The organism is Anaerococcus sp. HMSC068A02, from assembly GCF_001811125.1.
Classification (GTDB): domain Bacteria; phylum Bacillota; class Clostridia; order Tissierellales; family Peptoniphilaceae; genus Anaerococcus; species Anaerococcus vaginalis_C.
The window spans coordinates 51,822-68,107 of sequence record NZ_KV803716.1 but is presented as its reverse complement, the minus strand read 5'-3'; the positions used below and the strand labels follow the sequence as shown (position 1 = coordinate 68,107).

32 protein-coding genes are annotated in these 16,286 nt (G+C 32.1%); all 32 read left to right on the top strand.

Annotated elements, in window-relative coordinates; translation table 11 throughout:
• Positions 1-490 precede the first annotated feature (490 nt).
• Positions 491-871, top strand: coding sequence for a single-stranded DNA-binding protein (locus HMPREF2782_RS02690; RefSeq protein ID WP_395852071.1), 381 nt, complete (start codon positions 491-493; stop codon positions 869-871).
• A 119-nt stretch (positions 872-990) separates the two neighbouring features.
• Positions 991-1,131 (top strand): ABC transporter, encoded by a 141-nt coding sequence (locus HMPREF2782_RS02685; protein WP_070640685.1) that lies wholly within the window; start codon positions 991-993, stop codon positions 1,129-1,131.
• A gap of 112 nt (positions 1,132-1,243) precedes the next feature.
• On the top strand, positions 1,244-1,453 hold the full coding sequence (locus tag HMPREF2782_RS02680) for a P-loop NTPase family protein (RefSeq protein ID WP_070640683.1): 210 nt from the start codon (positions 1,244-1,246) through the stop codon (positions 1,451-1,453).
• A gap of 908 nt (positions 1,454-2,361) precedes the next feature.
• Positions 2,362-2,670 (top strand): 30S ribosomal protein S10, encoded by a 309-nt coding sequence (rpsJ, locus tag HMPREF2782_RS02675; RefSeq protein WP_004815458.1) that lies wholly within the window; start codon positions 2,362-2,364, stop codon positions 2,668-2,670.
• Between the two features lie 65 nt (positions 2,671-2,735).
• The gene (gene rplC, locus HMPREF2782_RS02670; RefSeq protein WP_004838103.1) at positions 2,736-3,365 is read left to right on the top strand and encodes a 50S ribosomal protein L3; all 630 of its coding nucleotides are present in this window, start codon (positions 2,736-2,738) and stop codon (positions 3,363-3,365) included.
• A 13-nt stretch (positions 3,366-3,378) separates the two neighbouring features.
• On the top strand, positions 3,379-4,002 hold the full coding sequence (gene rplD / locus HMPREF2782_RS02665; protein ID WP_070640681.1) for a 50S ribosomal protein L4: 624 nt from the start codon (positions 3,379-3,381) through the stop codon (positions 4,000-4,002).
• Entirely contained in the window at positions 4,002-4,295 is a 294-nt protein-coding gene (gene rplW, locus HMPREF2782_RS02660) for a 50S ribosomal protein L23 (protein WP_004838105.1), read from the top strand. The genes rplD and rplW overlap by 1 nt, the downstream gene beginning before the upstream one ends.
• Positions 4,296-4,306: 11 nt before the next feature.
• On the top strand, positions 4,307-5,140 hold the full coding sequence (rplB, locus tag HMPREF2782_RS02655; RefSeq protein WP_004838106.1) for a 50S ribosomal protein L2: 834 nt from the start codon (positions 4,307-4,309) through the stop codon (positions 5,138-5,140).
• A gap of 9 nt (positions 5,141-5,149) precedes the next feature.
• Positions 5,150-5,437: a 30S ribosomal protein S19 gene (gene rpsS, locus HMPREF2782_RS02650; RefSeq protein WP_004838107.1), complete on the top strand. Its 288-nt coding sequence runs from the start codon at positions 5,150-5,152 to the stop codon at positions 5,435-5,437.
• Positions 5,438-5,447: 10 nt separating this feature from the next.
• Positions 5,448-5,795 (top strand): 50S ribosomal protein L22, encoded by a 348-nt coding sequence (rplV, locus tag HMPREF2782_RS02645; protein ID WP_004838108.1) that lies wholly within the window; start codon positions 5,448-5,450, stop codon positions 5,793-5,795.
• Between the two features lie 2 nt (positions 5,796-5,797).
• Positions 5,798-6,523 (top strand): 30S ribosomal protein S3, encoded by a 726-nt coding sequence (gene rpsC, locus HMPREF2782_RS02640; RefSeq protein WP_004815467.1) that lies wholly within the window; start codon positions 5,798-5,800, stop codon positions 6,521-6,523.
• Positions 6,524-6,552: 29 nt separating this feature from the next.
• Positions 6,553-6,984, top strand: coding sequence for a 50S ribosomal protein L16 (gene rplP / locus HMPREF2782_RS02635; protein ID WP_004838109.1), 432 nt, complete (start codon positions 6,553-6,555; stop codon positions 6,982-6,984).
• Positions 6,984-7,190 (top strand): 50S ribosomal protein L29, encoded by a 207-nt coding sequence (gene rpmC / locus HMPREF2782_RS02630; protein WP_004838110.1) that lies wholly within the window; start codon positions 6,984-6,986, stop codon positions 7,188-7,190. The genes rplP and rpmC overlap by 1 nt, the downstream gene beginning before the upstream one ends.
• Positions 7,191-7,194: 4 nt before the next feature.
• A complete protein-coding gene (rpsQ, locus tag HMPREF2782_RS02625) occupies positions 7,195-7,455 on the top strand; it encodes a 30S ribosomal protein S17 (RefSeq protein WP_004838111.1) in 261 nt (86 codons plus the stop codon).
• 19 nt (positions 7,456-7,474) lie between these two features.
• Positions 7,475-7,843, top strand: a complete 369-nt coding sequence (gene rplN / locus HMPREF2782_RS02620; RefSeq protein ID WP_004815474.1) for a 50S ribosomal protein L14 — start codon at positions 7,475-7,477, stop codon at positions 7,841-7,843.
• 9 nt (positions 7,844-7,852) lie between these two features.
• Positions 7,853-8,161: a 50S ribosomal protein L24 gene (gene rplX, locus HMPREF2782_RS02615; RefSeq protein WP_004815475.1), complete on the top strand. Its 309-nt coding sequence runs from the start codon at positions 7,853-7,855 to the stop codon at positions 8,159-8,161.
• Between the two features lie 17 nt (positions 8,162-8,178).
• The gene (gene rplE, locus HMPREF2782_RS02610) at positions 8,179-8,721 is read left to right on the top strand and encodes a 50S ribosomal protein L5 (protein ID WP_004838112.1); all 543 of its coding nucleotides are present in this window, start codon (positions 8,179-8,181) and stop codon (positions 8,719-8,721) included.
• 11 nt (positions 8,722-8,732) lie between these two features.
• Entirely contained in the window at positions 8,733-8,918 is a 186-nt protein-coding gene (locus HMPREF2782_RS02605; protein WP_004838113.1) for a type Z 30S ribosomal protein S14, read from the top strand.
• Positions 8,919-8,936: 18 nt separating this feature from the next.
• A complete protein-coding gene (gene rpsH / locus HMPREF2782_RS02600) occupies positions 8,937-9,332 on the top strand; it encodes a 30S ribosomal protein S8 (protein WP_070607398.1) in 396 nt (131 codons plus the stop codon).
• A gap of 10 nt (positions 9,333-9,342) precedes the next feature.
• Positions 9,343-9,882, top strand: coding sequence for a 50S ribosomal protein L6 (gene rplF / locus HMPREF2782_RS02595; protein ID WP_070640679.1), 540 nt, complete (start codon positions 9,343-9,345; stop codon positions 9,880-9,882).
• Between the two features lie 9 nt (positions 9,883-9,891).
• Complete coding sequence (rplR, locus tag HMPREF2782_RS02590; protein ID WP_004838116.1) at positions 9,892-10,257, top strand: 50S ribosomal protein L18; 366 nt, start codon at positions 9,892-9,894, stop codon at positions 10,255-10,257.
• Between the two features lie 15 nt (positions 10,258-10,272).
• Positions 10,273-10,779 (top strand): 30S ribosomal protein S5, encoded by a 507-nt coding sequence (gene rpsE / locus HMPREF2782_RS02585; protein WP_004838117.1) that lies wholly within the window; start codon positions 10,273-10,275, stop codon positions 10,777-10,779.
• A gap of 10 nt (positions 10,780-10,789) precedes the next feature.
• Positions 10,790-10,972 (top strand): 50S ribosomal protein L30, encoded by a 183-nt coding sequence (rpmD, locus tag HMPREF2782_RS02580; RefSeq protein WP_004817749.1) that lies wholly within the window; start codon positions 10,790-10,792, stop codon positions 10,970-10,972.
• 10 nt (positions 10,973-10,982) lie between these two features.
• Positions 10,983-11,426 (top strand): 50S ribosomal protein L15, encoded by a 444-nt coding sequence (gene rplO / locus HMPREF2782_RS02575; protein ID WP_004838119.1) that lies wholly within the window; start codon positions 10,983-10,985, stop codon positions 11,424-11,426.
• Complete coding sequence (gene secY / locus HMPREF2782_RS02570; RefSeq protein ID WP_004838120.1) at positions 11,426-12,697, top strand: preprotein translocase subunit SecY; 1,272 nt, start codon at positions 11,426-11,428, stop codon at positions 12,695-12,697. Before rplO ends, secY begins: the two co-directional genes overlap by 1 nt.
• A gap of 4 nt (positions 12,698-12,701) precedes the next feature.
• Positions 12,702-13,346 carry an adenylate kinase gene (locus HMPREF2782_RS02565; protein WP_070607404.1) on the top strand — a complete coding sequence of 215 codons (645 nt, stop codon included), beginning with the start codon at positions 12,702-12,704 and terminating at the stop codon, positions 13,344-13,346.
• 166 nt (positions 13,347-13,512) lie between these two features.
• Positions 13,513-13,731 carry a translation initiation factor IF-1 gene (infA, locus tag HMPREF2782_RS02560; protein ID WP_019118178.1) on the top strand — a complete coding sequence of 73 codons (219 nt, stop codon included), beginning with the start codon at positions 13,513-13,515 and terminating at the stop codon, positions 13,729-13,731.
• Positions 13,732-13,802: 71 nt separating this feature from the next.
• Positions 13,803-13,916 carry a 50S ribosomal protein L36 gene (gene rpmJ, locus HMPREF2782_RS02555; protein ID WP_004818043.1) on the top strand — a complete coding sequence of 38 codons (114 nt, stop codon included), beginning with the start codon at positions 13,803-13,805 and terminating at the stop codon, positions 13,914-13,916.
• Positions 13,917-13,927: 11 nt separating this feature from the next.
• The gene (rpsM, locus tag HMPREF2782_RS02550; protein ID WP_004838123.1) at positions 13,928-14,269 is read left to right on the top strand and encodes a 30S ribosomal protein S13; all 342 of its coding nucleotides are present in this window, start codon (positions 13,928-13,930) and stop codon (positions 14,267-14,269) included.
• 8 nt (positions 14,270-14,277) lie between these two features.
• Complete coding sequence (gene rpsK / locus HMPREF2782_RS02545) at positions 14,278-14,682, top strand: 30S ribosomal protein S11 (RefSeq protein WP_004838124.1); 405 nt, start codon at positions 14,278-14,280, stop codon at positions 14,680-14,682.
• A gap of 12 nt (positions 14,683-14,694) precedes the next feature.
• The gene (gene rpsD / locus HMPREF2782_RS02540) at positions 14,695-15,288 is read left to right on the top strand and encodes a 30S ribosomal protein S4 (RefSeq protein ID WP_004838125.1); all 594 of its coding nucleotides are present in this window, start codon (positions 14,695-14,697) and stop codon (positions 15,286-15,288) included.
• 33 nt (positions 15,289-15,321) lie between these two features.
• Positions 15,322-16,278, top strand: a complete 957-nt coding sequence (locus HMPREF2782_RS02535) for a DNA-directed RNA polymerase subunit alpha (RefSeq protein WP_019118177.1) — start codon at positions 15,322-15,324, stop codon at positions 16,276-16,278.
• Positions 16,279-16,286: the final 8 nt, after the last annotated feature.

Below are 16,286 nucleotides of genomic sequence, written 5' to 3'. Positions count from 1 at the left end.
GAAACAATGCAAGACAAATTAAAACGCATAATTCTTAGAGAAATGGATAGAGAAAAACATCAAAAAGCGATAAAAAATGATTAAAAAGTCCTTGACAAGTTGTTACAGGTACTGGAACTAATGGTGGATACCATGCACAAGTACTGATTTCTCGTTTATTTAAAGAAATATATTGAATCTTAATTTAATTAGCATTATTTGTTTCACTTTATAAATCATGCTAGACGATAGAAAAATAAAAATCTATCGTCTTTTTTCATGCCTATTTTCAATTTATAATGCAATCAATAAATAGGGAAAACTCGCAGAGAAGCTAACTAGTATTTCAAATGCCTCTCACTAATATATACACGACAAAATGCTAGTTCCCTTAAATACGAAATGAGAAAAGATGATAAGGATAAGAAGCCCTACCTAAAAGACAACTAAATATACAAATACTTGGCGATTGGAATTAACTTTTCAGTCGCTTTTTTAATTGGAGGATAAAATGAACAAAGAAATGATTAATATCAATGCCAATCTGATAAAAGAACCTACTTTTGGAACTTTTACAAAAGGTGATAAAGAGATTCAAGTTGTAAATTTTGCTCTTGTTAAAAAATATGGAAAGGGCAAAGAATATACAAATTGCTCAGTATATGGAGAAAAGGTAGAAATTGTAAAAGAATTTGAAAAAGGAGATCTAATCCATGTCTTTGGATATTTCAAAGAAAACAAAAAAGGAGATAAGGTCTACAAGAACTTTATAGTTAAATCACTAAACAAAATAGAAAAAGACAAGAAAACTAGGAGAAATAATATAGAATTTTTACAGATGGAGTTGGATTTAAAGGAAGTTTCAACTGCAATTTTTGCAGGTTTATTTTAGCGTTTAATGACTTATAAAATACTATATTATTGATTATTTTTTTAAATGAGTAAAAATTTATGATTTTTTTATTTTTTTAGATTTACCTCTTAACAATTAAATAATCAAAGGAGAAAGTTATGTCTAAGAAAGTACTTGAAATAAAATATCTAAACAAATCTTATGTTAAAAGAAAAATTATAAATAATTTAAATATGACTGTATTTAGAGGAAATATTTATAGTTTTTTTAAAAAAAAGAGAGGGGAATACAACTGCTAATAGAATGATAACATAACTTATATAACTTATAAGGGTAGATTCTGGAGAGATTTTAATAAATGATAAACCTGTAATAAAAAATGGGGATCAAGCAATTAAAAATATAGGAGCTATGGTAGGAGCTCCTAAGTTTTATGGAAATCTATTTGGGTATGGATATTTAAAATTAATGGCAAAACTAATTGTTGGAACAAGTGATAAAGATATTGATAAATCACTTGAATTAGTAGGTCTAAAAGATAGAGGTAAAGAAAAACTTGCCTCATACTCTTTGAGGATGAAACAAAAACTTGGCATGACTTATCAACTTCCTTATCTGTAATATAAGCCAGGCCCACACAGATGAAATAAGTGACGGAGTTGCTAATAGCCCAAAAAAAGGATTAATATATAAGAATAATAAATAAAAAATTGAACAATAGAATCAAGTAACTAAAAAAGTATTCATCATTTGGTATATATTACAAAGATATAAATTACATAAAAGCTGGGGAGTCTTTAGATAAAATTGTAGAAGATTTAAATAAATCATTTAAAACTGAAATAGAAAATATTTTTTATAATAATGGTATAAAAGAAAGTACGATAATAGGCTTATCTTTAGTAAAAAAAATCATCAATAATGGTGGAGGAGATATAAAATTACAAAGTGAATTTGAAAAATATACAGTATTTTTATAGAGGTGCCTATAGTTCAAATAAAATAAATAAACTTGCAAAAAATTAAAAAAAATAAATTAATAAAAGGTATAGACGATTTTGATGTCTACACCTTATATTAATTTTCAAAACAAATACAACTTATAAGTACCTGCCTAAATACAAAAGAAATTAAAAAGACCTTAGGAGCTTAGCTTATGTATTAATTTCACTTTAATAGTTGAAATTTGTTGTAGAAAAATTTTTAATAAATTTATACTCTCTGTTTTTATCTCCTATATATAAATTAAGAAATAAAAATTTGCAAATTTTCACTTTGGCATATATAATAAAACGGATTGGTACAAAAATTATAAGAAAATGCTTGAAAATTTTTAAAAAAATTAGGAAATTCACTTGATTTTTCTTATGAATTGTTGTATCATATTTAAGTGCTATGAAGTGGGAGGTTGCTTTCACACTAAGCCAGATGTGGAAGGTAATTTCCACCAAGCAAGCTAGAGAAAAATCTCTAGTGCTTTCCAAATATAATTAAACGCCCGGTAGGGTGGCACATCAAAAGGAGGAAAAATGGCTAATCAAAAGATAAGAATTAGACTAAGAGCGTATGATCATGAAATAATTGACAGCTCTGCAGAGAAAATCGTTGAAGCGGTAAAAAGATCAGGAGCAAAAGTAAGTGGACCTATTCCATTACCAACTGAAAAAGAAGTTATAACAATTCTTCGTGCGGTTCACAAATACAAAGACTCAAGAGAACAGTTTGAACAAAGAACACACAAAAGATTAATCGACATCATTGGACCAAATGCAAAAACTTTAGATTCTCTAAAGAAATTGAATTTACCAGCTGGTGTTGACATAGAAATAAAACTGTAATTAGAATGATTGAAGGTTTTCCAAATAATTTTGGATCAATCCGCTGTAATTAAGGAGGTACTCAAATGAAGAGTATATTTACAACAAAAGTAGGCATGACTCAAGTCATTGATGAAGATGGTGTTGTTACACCTGTAACTGTACTTAAAGCTGATGAGAATGTAATAGTTCAAGTTAAATCAGAAGAAGTTGATGGTTACAATTCAATCCAAATCGGTTATCATGACAAAAAAGAAAAAAATGTTAAAAAACCTATCAAAGGACACTTTGACAAGGCTGGCGCTTCTTATAAAAGATTTTTAAGAGAAGTTAGACTTGATGAAAAATCAGAATTAAATCCTGGGGATACACTTAGTGTTGACCAATTTGAAGAAGGCGAATTAGTAGATATTACTGCTATTTCTAAAGGAAAAGGAACACAAGGTGCTATCAAAAGATGGAATTATGGAAGAGGACCAGCAAGCCACGGTTCTAAATCACACAGAGTAGCAGGAGCAAGAGCAGCAGGTTCTGATCCAGCTAGAGTGTTCAAAGGTAGAAAAGGCTCTGGAAAAATGGGACATGAACGTGTAACAGTTCAAAACCTAAAAGTTGTTAAAGTCAATACAGAAGACAGCTACATCCTAGTTAAAGGCGCAGTTCCAGGACCAAAAGGTGGACTTGTTCAAGTTAAACAAGCAACAAAGAGCCTATAATAAGGAGGAATAAATGCCTAAAGTAGAAGTTTTAAATATTAAAGGAGAAAATGTTGGTGAAATCGAGTTAAATGAAACTCTTTTTGCAGCAGAAATTGCTGAAACAGCTGTTTATGATACAGTTAAAAACCAACTAGCTAATAAAAGACAAGGCACACAATCCGCTAAGACTCGTGCAGAAGTAAGAGGTGGTGGAAGAAAGCCATTTAGACAAAAAGGAACAGGTAGAGCTAGACAAGGATCTATAAGAGCTCCTCACTATACAGGCGGTGGAATTGTATTTGCACCAAAGCCAAGAGACTATAGCTACAAAATTCCTAAGAAAATGAGAAGAAAAGCTCTTTACTCAGTTTTAACTTCAAAAGTAAATGATAATGAATTAATTGTACTTGATGAATTAAAACTTGATTCATACAAAACTAAAGAAGCTAATGAAATTTTAAATAACATTAATGCAAACAAAAAAGCTTATGTAGTTATTGCTGAAAATGATGACAAAGTTTATAGATCATTTAGAAACATTGAAGGATGCAACGTAGAAAAAGCAAACTTAATTAATGTATATGATCTTTTAAGACATGACAAACTTGTTATTACAAAAGACGCAATAAAAAAACTTGAGGAGGTATTTATATAATGAAATCACCTTACGATATAGTAAAAAGACCAATAATTACTGAAAAAAGTATGGAATTAATTGAAGAAAATAAATACACTTTTGAAGTAGACAAAAATGCAAACAAAGCAGAAATCAAACACGCAATCGAAACTATCTTTGAAGGAGTAAAAGTTAAAAAAGTAAGAACTTTAAACTTTACTGGTAAAAAAGTTAGAACTAGATATGGTTATGGTAAAAAAGCTGATTGGAAAAAAGCTTATGTTACATTAACTGAAGATTCTGAAGCAATTGAATACTTCGACGGAATGTAGGGAGGATTTAAATGCCTATAAGAAAATTAAAACCAACATCAAACGGACACAGAAATATGTCTGTTATGACATACAGTGAAATTACAAAAAAAGCACCAGAAAAATCTCTAACAACTGATTTAAGAAAATCAGGTGGAAGAAACAATACTGGTAGAATAACAGTTCGCCATAGAGGTGGTGGAGCTAAAAGAAAATATAGAATCATTGATTTCAAAAGAAACAAAGATAATATACCAGCAAGAGTAAAAGCTATTGAATACGATCCAAACAGATCAGCAAATATTGCTCTTTTAGCTTATGCTGATGGAGAAAAAAGATATATACTTGCTCCAAGAAATTTAAAAGTTGGAGATGTAGTTGAAAGTGGAAAAGAAGCAGATATTAAACCAGGTAATGCACTTGAATTAAAAGATATTCCAGTAGGTACACAAATCCACAATATCGAACTTAAAGCAGGAAGAGGAGCAATCCTTGTAAGAAGTGCAGGAGTTTCTGCTCAACTTATGGCTAAAGAAGGAAGATTTGCAACAGTAAAATTACCAAGTGGCGAAACAAGACTAATCCACAATGATTGTAAAGCAACAATCGGTATGGTTGGAAACATTGAACACGAATTAGTAAGAATTGGTAAAGCTGGAAAAACAAGATACTTGGGACAAAGACCACACGTAAGAGGATCAGCAATGAACCCAGTAGACCATCCACACGGTGGTGGTGAAGGTAGAACACCAGTAGGAAGACCAGCACCATCAACACCATGGGGTAAACCAGCACTTGGTCTTAAAACAAGAAAAAAGAAAAATAAATCTTCTAAATATATAGTAAGAAGAAGAAACGAAAAATAGGGGGATTTAATGGCTAGATCACTAAAAAAAGGACCTTTTGTCGATGAACATTTAATGAAAAAAATTGAAGCATTAAATGAAAAAAATGACAAAAAGGTAGTTAAAACTTGGTCAAGACGTTCTACAATATTTCCTGAATTTGTAGAACATACTATAGCAGTTCACGATGGTAGAAAGCATGTTCCAATATATATAACAGAAGATATGGTTGGACATAAACTTGGAGAGTTCGTTCCAACAAGAACTTTCAAAGGCCATGCTAAAAAAGCAACAGAAATGAAATCAAAATTAAGTTAGGAGAGTATAAATGGAAGTTAAAGCAACAGCTAAATATGTAAGAATATCTCCTCTTAAAGTTAATTATATATGTAGAGAAATTAGAGGTAAACAAGTAGACGAAGCACTTAATATTTTAAGATTTACAAACAAAAAAGGTGCTAGACTACTTTCAGATGTACTAAAAAGTGCAATAGCAAATGCAGAAAACAATAACGGATTATCTAGAGAAAATCTTATTGTTAAAAAAGCCTTCGCAAACGACGCTCCAACTATGAAAAGATGGAGACCTAAGGCAAAGGGTGCAGCTTATCCAATCCTTAAGAGATCATCTCACATAGGCGTAGTTCTTACACAAGAAGAAGTAGAGGAGGCATAATAATGGGTCAAAAAGTAAATCCTAAAGGTTTTAGAGTTGGCGTAATTAAAGAATGGGACTCTAAATGGTATGCAAATAAAAAAGACTTTTCTGAACTTTTAGTAGAAGATCACAAAATAAGAGAATTAGTTAAAAAAGAAGTTTACGATGCAGGAATTTCTGATATAGAAATTGAAAGAGCAGTAAATAACATAAAAGTTTCAGTTTATACCGGAAAACCAGGAATGGTAATCGGCAAGGGCGGAGCAGGAGTTGAAGAATTAAAGAAAAAAGTTGAAAAAATCGCTCCTGGCAAAAGAGTAATAATAAACGTTGAAGAAATTAAAAACCAAGACGTTGATGCCCAATTAGTAGCTGAAAACATTGCAGCACAACTTGAGAATCGTATCACATTTAGACGTGCTATGAAACAAGCAGTTCAAAGAACAATGAGAGCTGGAGCTGTAGGAATTAAAACACAAGTATCTGGTAGACTTGGTGGAGCTGATATGGCAAGAAGTGAAGGATACAACGAAGGAAAAGTACCACTTCAAACACTAAGAGCAGATGTTGATTATGGTTTTGCAGAAGCAGATACCCAATACGGTAAAATCGGATGTAAAGTTTGGATAAACAGAGGAGAAGTACTTCCTGGAGAAAAAGCAAAAAGAATTCCAGACATCAAACAACCAAAGCAAAACAGAAGAAATAAGAAAAGACGTCCAAATAGAAGAAATAACGATAGATAAGATTATTATCTCAAGGAGGAAACAAGATTATGTTAATGCCTAAAAGAGTAAAATATCGTAGACAACATAGAGGAAGAATGAAAGGTAAAGCCCAAAAAGGCAATACACTTTCTTATGGTGAATACGGATTACAATCACTTGGTAGCACATGGCTTACAGCAAACCAAATAGAGGCTGCAAGACGTGCTATGACAAGATATATAAAAAGAGGCGGAAATATTTGGATAAAAGTATTTCCAGATAAACCAGTATCAAAGAAGCCAGCAGAAGTAAGAATGGGATCTGGTAAAGGTGCTCCAGAATATTGGGTAGCAGTAGTAAAACCAGGTAGAATGTTGTTTGAGATGAGTGGAGTAAGCGAAGAAGTAGCAAGAGAAGCTATGAGACTTGCAGCCCAAAAACTACCAATCAAAACAAAATTCGTAAAAAGGCTTGAGGTCAAAGAAGTGGAGGAAGCTTAATGAAAGCAGTAGAAATCAGAAAATTAAGTGAAAGCGAATTAAATAAAAAACTTTTCGATTTACAATCTGAATTATTTAATCTTCGTTTCCAAATGGCTACAGGTCAACTTGAAAACCCAGCTGCTATTGGAAATGTTAAAAAAGATATAGCTAGAGTAAAAACAATCCAAACAGAGAGAAAGCTCAATATAAATAAGGAGGCTTAACTTGATGGAAAGAAATAGTAGAAGATCCGTTCAAGGAGTAGTTGTATCAGATAAGATGGATAAAACAATCACAGTAAAAGTTGAAACAAAAATCCAACACCCTGTATACAAGAAAAGATTAAAAGTAAGTAAGAAATATAAAGCTCACGATGAGAACAATGAAGCTAGAGTTGGCGATACAGTAACAATAATGGAAACTAGACCATTAGCAAAGACAAAAAGATGGAGACTAGTTAAAATTAACGAAACTGCGGTTCGTGCTTAATTAGGTAAAGGAGATTATTATGATACAACAAGAATCTCGTATGAGAGTAGCAGATAACTCCGGAGCAAGAGAACTTTCAGTTATCAAAGTTCTTGGTGGAGCCGGAAGAAGATACGCAAACATTGGGGATATAGTTACATGTTCAGTTAAAAGTGCAACACCCGGTGGAGCGGTAAAAAAAGGTGAAGTTGTAAAAGCTGTTATAGTAAGAACTTCAAGAGGAGTTAAAAGAAGCGATGGATCATATATAAAATTTGATGACAACGCTGCTGTAATAGTAAAAGATGACAAATCACCTGTAGGAACTCGTATATTCGGGCCAGTAACAAGAGAACTTCGTCATGAAGGATTCATGAGAATTATCTCACTTGCACCGGAAGTATTATAGGAGGATTAAATGCATATTAAAAAAGGCGATAAAGTCCAAGTAATATCAGGTGAATACAAAGGACACGTAGGAGAAGTTATTAAAGCATTTCCTAAGGAAAATAGAGTAATAGTTGAAGGTGCAAACATTCAAACTAAACACCAAAAAGCAAGACAAATGGGAGAAGAAAGTGGAAGATTTGAAAGAGAAGGAAAAATCTCAGCATCAAAAGTTCTACTATACTCAGAAAGCTTGAAAAAAGGTGTAAGAACATCAACTGAAATAATCGATGGAAAAAAAGTTAGAGTTTGCAAAAAAACTGACGAAAAATTCGATTAGATCCAAAAGGAGTAATTATGACAAGTAGATTAAAAGAAAAATATAAATCAGAAGTTGTTAAAGGACTTGTGGATCAATTCGGTTATGAAAACTTAATGCAAGTACCAAAACTTGAAAAAATTGTTATAAATATCGGACTTGGCGAAGCTAAAGATAACAAAAACATTTTAAACAAGGCAAAAAATGAACTTGCACTTATTACAGGTCAACAACCAATTGAAATAAAAGCAAAAAAATCTGTATCAAACTTCAAACTAAGAGAAGGCCAACCAATAGGTACAAAGGTAACTCTTAGAGGAGAAAAAATGTATGATTTCATGGATAAATTAATTTCAATTTCTCTACCAAGAGTTAGAGACTTCAGAGGAATTAATCCAAATTCATTTGATGGAAGAGGAAATTATTCATTAGGAATCAAGGAACAATTAATATTCCCAGAAATTAACTATGATGATGTTGATTTCTTACATGGTATGGATATTACATTTGTAACAACAGCAGAAACTGATGAAGAAGCTAAAGCATTCTTAACATTAATGGGAATGCCTTACAGAAAATAAAGGAGCAAAAAATGGCAAAAAAGTCAATGATTGCGAAACAAAAAAGAAAGCCAAAATATAGTACAAGAGCATATTCAAGATGCAAGATTTGTGGAAGACCACATTCTGTATTAAGAAAATACGGTATTTGCCGTGTATGCTTTAGAGAGCTCGCAAACAAAGGTGAAATTCCTGGAGTAAGAAAAGCAAGCTGGTAAGTTAGGAGGAAAATAATTATGATGACAGATCCAATTGCGGATATGCTAACAAGAATAAGAAATGGTAACAAAGCTAATCATTTATCTGTAAGCTTACCATCTTCTAATGAGAAACGTGCTATTGCTCAAATTCTATTAGACGAAGGTTACATCAAAGGATTTGATGTAGAAGAAGACAATAAGCAAGGTATTCTTACAATAGACTTAAAATACGCAGAAGAAGGCGAAAAAGTTATATCAGGACTTAGAAGAATTTCTAAACCAGGATTAAGAGTTTATGTAAAAGCAAACGAAGTACCAAAAGTTTTAGATGGACTTGGAATTGCAATAATCTCAACATCAAAAGGACTATTAACAGATAAAGCTGCAAGAGAATTAAATGTCGGCGGCGAAGTTATGTGTTATGTATGGTAAGGAGGAATAAATGTCAAGAATAGGTAAAAAACCAATTGAAATCCCTTCTGGAGTAACTATTGATGTTAAAGACAATTTGGTTACAGTTAAAGGACCAAAAGGTGAAGATTCTCAATTAGTATCAAAAAACTTGAAACTTGAACAAGAAGAAAACGAGTTATGCGTAATAACTTCTGAAAATCCTACAAAAATCGAAAATCAAGAACATGGTCTTTACAGATCATTGATTGCTAATATGGTTTTGGGAGTAACAGAAGGTTATCAAAAAACTCTTCAAATAGAAGGAACAGGATATAGAGCTCAAAAACAAGGTAAAACTCTAGTAATGAATCTAGGATTTTCACACCAAGTTAAAATGGACGATCCTGAAGGAATTGAAGTAGAAGTTCCTAACGATAGAACTATCGTTGTAAAAGGAATCAATAAACAACTTGTTGGACAATATGCAGCAAACATTAGAAACTGGAGAAAACCTGAACCATATAAAGGTAAAGGAATCCGTTACGAAGGTGAGCATATTAGAAGAAAAGTTGGTAAGACAGGTAAGTAGGGGGCAATAATGGCTAAAAAAACAAAAGAGCAAAGATTAAAAACTCGTAAATATAGAGTTAGAAATAAAGTCAGTGGAACTGCTCAAAAACCAAGACTTAGTGTCTACAAATCAAATACTAATATATACGCACAATTAATAGATGACGATGCACAAGTAACACTTGCAAGTGCAAATACATTACAAAAAGAAGTAAACGAAGGTTTAGAAAATTGTGCAAATATAGAAGCTGCCACAAAAGTTGGCGAAATGATAGCAAAAGTTGCACTTGATAAAGGAATCGAAGAGGTTGTTTTTGATAGAAACGGATATCTTTATCACGGAAAAGTAAAAGCCCTAGCTGAAGCAGCAAGAGAAAATGGTCTTAAGTTTTAACGAGGGAGGATTTAGATGTATTTATTAAAACAAGATGTAGACAAACTAAACCTCGAAGATAGAGTAGTTAGTATAAATAGAGTTGCAAAAACTGTAAAAGGTGGACGTAACATGAGATTTGCTGCCCTAGTGGTAGTAGGAGATCAAAATGGACATGTAGGAGTAGGAACAGGAAAAGCTACAGAAGTTCCTGAAGCTATAAGAAAAGCAACAGAAGATGGAAAAAAACACATGGTTACAGTTCCTATAGTAAACACTACAGTTCCACACAGAATATTGGCAAACAAAGGTGCAGGATCTGTACTATTAATGCCAGCTAAAGAAGGTACAGGAATCATAGCTGGTGGACCAGTTCGTGCTATCTGTGAACTTGCAGGATACAAGGACATTAGAGCTAAAAACTTAGGTTCATCAAATCCAAAAAATATCATTAATGCTTGCTTAAAAGCTTTTGCTTCTATGAAAACAGTAGAAGAAGTTGCAAGATTACGTGGTAAATCAATAGAAGAATTCGATTATTAAGGAGTATTCTATGGCAAAAGTTGAAATCAAATTAAAAAAATCCTTCATAGGCAGAAAAGACGATCAAATAGCTACAGCAAAAGCACTAGGTCTTAAAAAGATTGGTCAAACAGTAGTTAGAGAAGACAATTCTGCATTAAGAGGAATGATAAATAAAATTCCATTTATGTTGGAAGTTAAAGAATTAAGCTAGGAGGTGTAAAATGAAACTTCACGATTTAAAACCTAACCAAAAGCTAAAAACAAAAAATAGAAAAGGTAGAGGTCCAGGAAGTGGAAACGGAACTAGAGCAGGTCGTGGTCAAGACGGACAAAACTCAAGAAGCGGTGGAGGAGTTAGACCAGGATTTGAAGGTGGCCAAATGCCATTATTTAGACGTCTTCCAAAAAGAGGATTTAAAAATATCAATAGAAAACAATACGAAACAATAAATGTATGTGATTTAGATATTTTTGAAGACGGTACAGAAGTTACACCTGAACTACTATTTGAAAATAAAATTTTAAATAAAAATAAAGCAAAAGCTGGAATTAAAATTCTTGGCGATGGCGAAATCACAAAGAAATTAACAGTAAAAGCTCACAAGTTTACAAAATCTGCAGAAGAAAAAATCACAGCCCAAGGGGGAAAGGCTGAGGTGATCTAATGTTAGATACGCTAAAGAGAGCTTGGGGTGAAGAAGAAATAAGAAAAAAATTCTACTTCACTCTAGTGATGTTATTAATATATAGATTAGGAAATAACATCCCAATTCCATTTATAGATGCACAAAAGTTAGCAGCAGCATATAAGGGAATGGAAGGAACACTTGTAGATTATTTAAATATGCTAACAGGTGGCGGACTTTCGACCCTATCAATATTTGCCCTTGGGGTTCAACCATACATTACAGCATCAATCGTAATGCAATTATTAACAGTTGTAATTCCAAGACTTGAAGAGCTAACAAAAGAAGGCGAAGCAGGAAGAAAAACTATACAAAAATATACAAGATATATGACAATATTTCTTGCAATATTTCAAGCTATAGCAATAACAAACGGATTATATGGAGCAGCTTTATCATCTGCAACACCATTCCAAAAAATAGTTATGAATGTAGTCCTAATCGGTGGAACAATGCTTGTTACATGGATGGGAGAAACTATAACAGAAAAAGGAATAGGAAATGGTGTATCAATTATAATCTTTATGGGTATCATAGCAAATGTACCTAAAACATTAAAAACTTGGAAGACTGGTCTTCATTACAATACAATTACATGGATTTCAATTTTAATCATGGCACTTGTAGTAATTTTTATAGTAGTATTTACAGTAAAAATTACAGAAGGCGAAAGAAAAATACCAGTCCAATACGCAAAAAGAGTAGTTGGAAGAAAAATGTATGGCGGACAATCAACTCATATTCCTGTAAAAGTAAATATGAGCGGAGTAATGCCAATAATATTTGCTTCAGCAGTATTAGCAATTCCATCAACAATCTCATTATTTATGGGAAATGCTAATGGAGGATTGAATCAATTCTTTAGCAAATCAACTTATGGTTTTGTAATCTATCTTGTTGTTCAAGCAGTATTAATATTAGTATTTGCTTATTTCTACAACATGATACAATTTAATACAGTTGAATATGCAAAACAACTTCAACAAAATGGAGGTTTTATTCCAGGAATAAGACCAGGAAAACCAACTAGCGACTACCTAGCAAAAGTAGGAAATAAAATTACATTTATTGGTGCTATTTCGTTAGCGCTACTTACAATAGTACCAGCATTATCATCAAGATTTTTAGGACTAAACTTATCATTTGGAGGAAGTTCAGTAATAATCGTTGTTGGTGTAATACTTGAAACAGTGAAACAAATAGAAGCAATGCTTACTATGAAAAACTATAAAGGATTTTTAAATAGGTAATATTATGAATATCATATTGTTAGGCCCTCCAGGAGCCGGAAAAGGAACACAAGCAGAAAAATTAATAAAAGAATTAGATGCAGTTCAAATATCAACAGGTGATATATTTAGAACAAATATAAAAAATAACACACCTTTGGGAGCTAAGGCAAAAGAATACATGAACAAAGGCCAATTAGTTCCAGATGAGTTAACAATAGATTTAGTATGGGATGCATTAGACAAAGTAGAAGATGGAAAAAGCATACTACTTGATGGATTTCCTAGAAATATTACTCAAGCCGAAGCACTTGATGAAGGAATGCAAAAAAGAGATAATAAGATTGATAAGGTAATAAATATCAATGTGCCTGAAGATGTAATTATTGAAAGAATATCTGGAAGAAGAGTAAATGTGTCAACCGGAAAAGTTTATCATATAAAATTCAACCCACCAAAAGTTGAAGGAATTGATGATGAAACAGGAGAAAAATTAATACAAAGAGAAGATGACACAGAAGCTGCAGTTAAAGAAAGACTTGATGTTTACAACAAACACACATCAGTTTTGATTGATTACTACAACAAAAAAGGTATATTAGTTACTATTGACGGTGCAAAAACTCCTGAAGAAGTTTTTGATCAAATTAAAAAAAGTTTAGAGAAATAAAATAAAAAATATTAACAAATATGCTAAATTTTTCAATGAATTACAAAATCGAAAACGAGATAAAGATAGAGTCTTTCATTAAAGATATCTAGATTATGTCTTGTTGTTAAAAAGAATCAATCAGACATTAATAGATCAAAATAAAAGAAAAGGAGAGATTTTATCGATGTCAAAAAAAGATGCTATAGAAGTAACAGGAGTAGTTAAAGAAGCTCTACCAAATGCAATATTTAAAGTAGAACTAGAAAATGGCCATGAAATACAAGCACATATTTCAGGTAAACTTAGAATGAACTACATTAGAATATTACCAGGAGATACAGTAACAGTGGAATTATCTCCATACGATCTTACTCAAGGCAGAATTACTTGGAGACGCAAATAACAATAAAAAATCTACGATTTTTTCTTGTTATTTTAAATCTAAAAGTGTAGATAAAGAAAGAGAGAACGATAATGAAAGTTAGAGCATCAGTAAAAAAAATGTGTGATAAATGCAAAATTATCAAAAGAAACGGTAAAGTTATGGTAATTTGCGAAAATCCAAAACATAAACAAAGACAAGGTTAAGGAGGTATTAGATGCCAAGAATAGCTGGTATAGACTTACCTAGAGAAAAAAGAGCAGAAATTGGATTGACTTATATTTATGGTATAGGAAAATCTTCAGCACAAGAAATTTTGGAAAAAGCAGGAATCAATCCTGATACAAAAATGAAAGACCTTACAGAAGGAGAACTAGGAAAAATTCGTGAGATATTAGACGACTATACAATCGAAGGTGATTTAAGACGTGAAGTATCTATGAATATTAGAAATCTTAGAGAAATTAATTGCTACAGAGGAATTAGACACAAAAGAGGTTTACCTGTAAGAGGTCAAAATACAAAAAATAACGCAAGAACTAGAAAAGGAAGACATTAGGAGGAGATATGGCAGCAAAGACTAAAAAATCTTCTGCTAAAAGAGGTAGAAGAAGAGTTAAAAAGAATGTCGAAAGAGGACAAGCTCATATCAATTCAACATTCAATAATACAATGGTAACTTTGACAGATGCACAAGGTAATGCCTTATCATGGGCAAGTGCTGGACAATTAGGTTTTAGAGGATCAAGAAAATCAACTCCTTTTGCAGCACAAGAAGCAGCTTTAGAAGCAGCAAAAAAAGCTATGGAATATGGTTTAAAAAGTGTAGAAGTATTTGTTAAAGGACCAGGCTCAGGAAGAGAATCTGCAATCAGAAGCTTACAAGCAGCAGGACTTGAAGTAACAATGATAAAAGACGTAACACCAATTCCTCACAATGGTTGTAGACCACCTAAGAGAAGAAGAGTTTAATAAGGAGAAACTATGGCAGTAAGCAGAGATCCAATATTTAAAAGATGTAGAAGCTTAGGAATCAGCCCAGCATACTTAGGTTACTCAGGAGAATCTAAAAGAACAAACTCTAATCAAAGAAGAAAACTTAGTGAATATGGTATGCAACAAAGGGAAAAACAAAAAGCTAAATTCATCTACGGAGTAAGTGAAAAACAATTTAGAAGTTATTATGAAAAAGCTTCAAAAATGCAAGGACAAACAGGTGAAAACCTAATAATCCTTTGTGAAAGAAGACTTGACAATATAGCATTTAGATCTGGACTTGCTAGAACTAGAAGAGAAGCAAGACAAATCGTAACACATGGACATTTATTAGTAAATGGAAAAAGTGTTGACATCCCATCAATTCTAGTAAATGAAGGAGATGTTATTGAAGTAAAAGAAAAATCTAGATCAAGCCAATTATTTAAAGCTATCAAAGAAACAAACCAATCATTTGGAGTAGTTTCATGGTTAGATTCAGATTTGGAAAACTTAAAGGTAAAAGTTACAAACTTCCCAACAAGAGAAGATATTGATATACCTGTAGAAGAACGTATGATTGTTGAGTTCTATTCTAAATAGAATTAGTTAAATTGTTAGAACTAAGGAGATACAATGATAGAAAAATTAGATACAAAGATTGAAATTTTAGATATAGACGAAGAAACTAATTACGGTAAATTTGTCCTATATCCACTCGAAAGAGGCTATGGTACAACCATAGGAAACAGTATGAGAAGGATGCTTTTATCATCCTTACCTGGTTCTAGCGTCTCAAAGATTCTTATAGACGGGGTACTACACGAATTTTCCACAATTCCTGGAGTTGTAGAAGATGTACCTGAATTAATATTAAATATCAAAGGTATTGATATTAAAAAACATACTAAAGAAGATCTAACACTATTTTTAGATATAGAAGGACCTAAAATTGTTACAGCTAAAGATATAAAAACAGATGCCCAAATCGAAGTGGCAAACCCAGATCATTATCTTGCAACAGTTAATGACAAAGGAAGATTATTTATTGCCCTTGACGTTACAGATGGTAAAGGATATAGGGTAGCTGAACAAAATAAAAAGGATACTGACCCAATAGGAGCAATAGCTATAGATTCATCATTTACACCAGTAAAAAGCGTAAACTTTACAGTTGAAAATACTAGAGTAGGTGAGTCTACTGATTATGATAAATTAATTCTTGAAGTGTGGACAGATGGAACAATTACTCCACAAGAAGCCTTATCAGAAGGCGCTTCAATTTTGATGGAAGATATAAGATTTTTCAAAGACCTACCAGGTCAACAATTCCCACCAGAAGATGAGGAAGAAGAAATTGAAGAAATCGAAGAAGAAGATAATAATCAAATGGAATTATCAAAAACTATTGAGGAATTAGATCTTTCATTAAGATCATTCAATTGTCTAAAAAGAGCAGGATATAATACTGTTGGTGAGATAATAGAAAAAAGTGAATCTGAGCTAAAGGATATCAAAAACTTCGGTAAAAAATCACTAGAAGAAGTTATTGATAAAATCCACAGTTTAGGACTTAGTTTAAGAGAAGAATAGGAGGATAT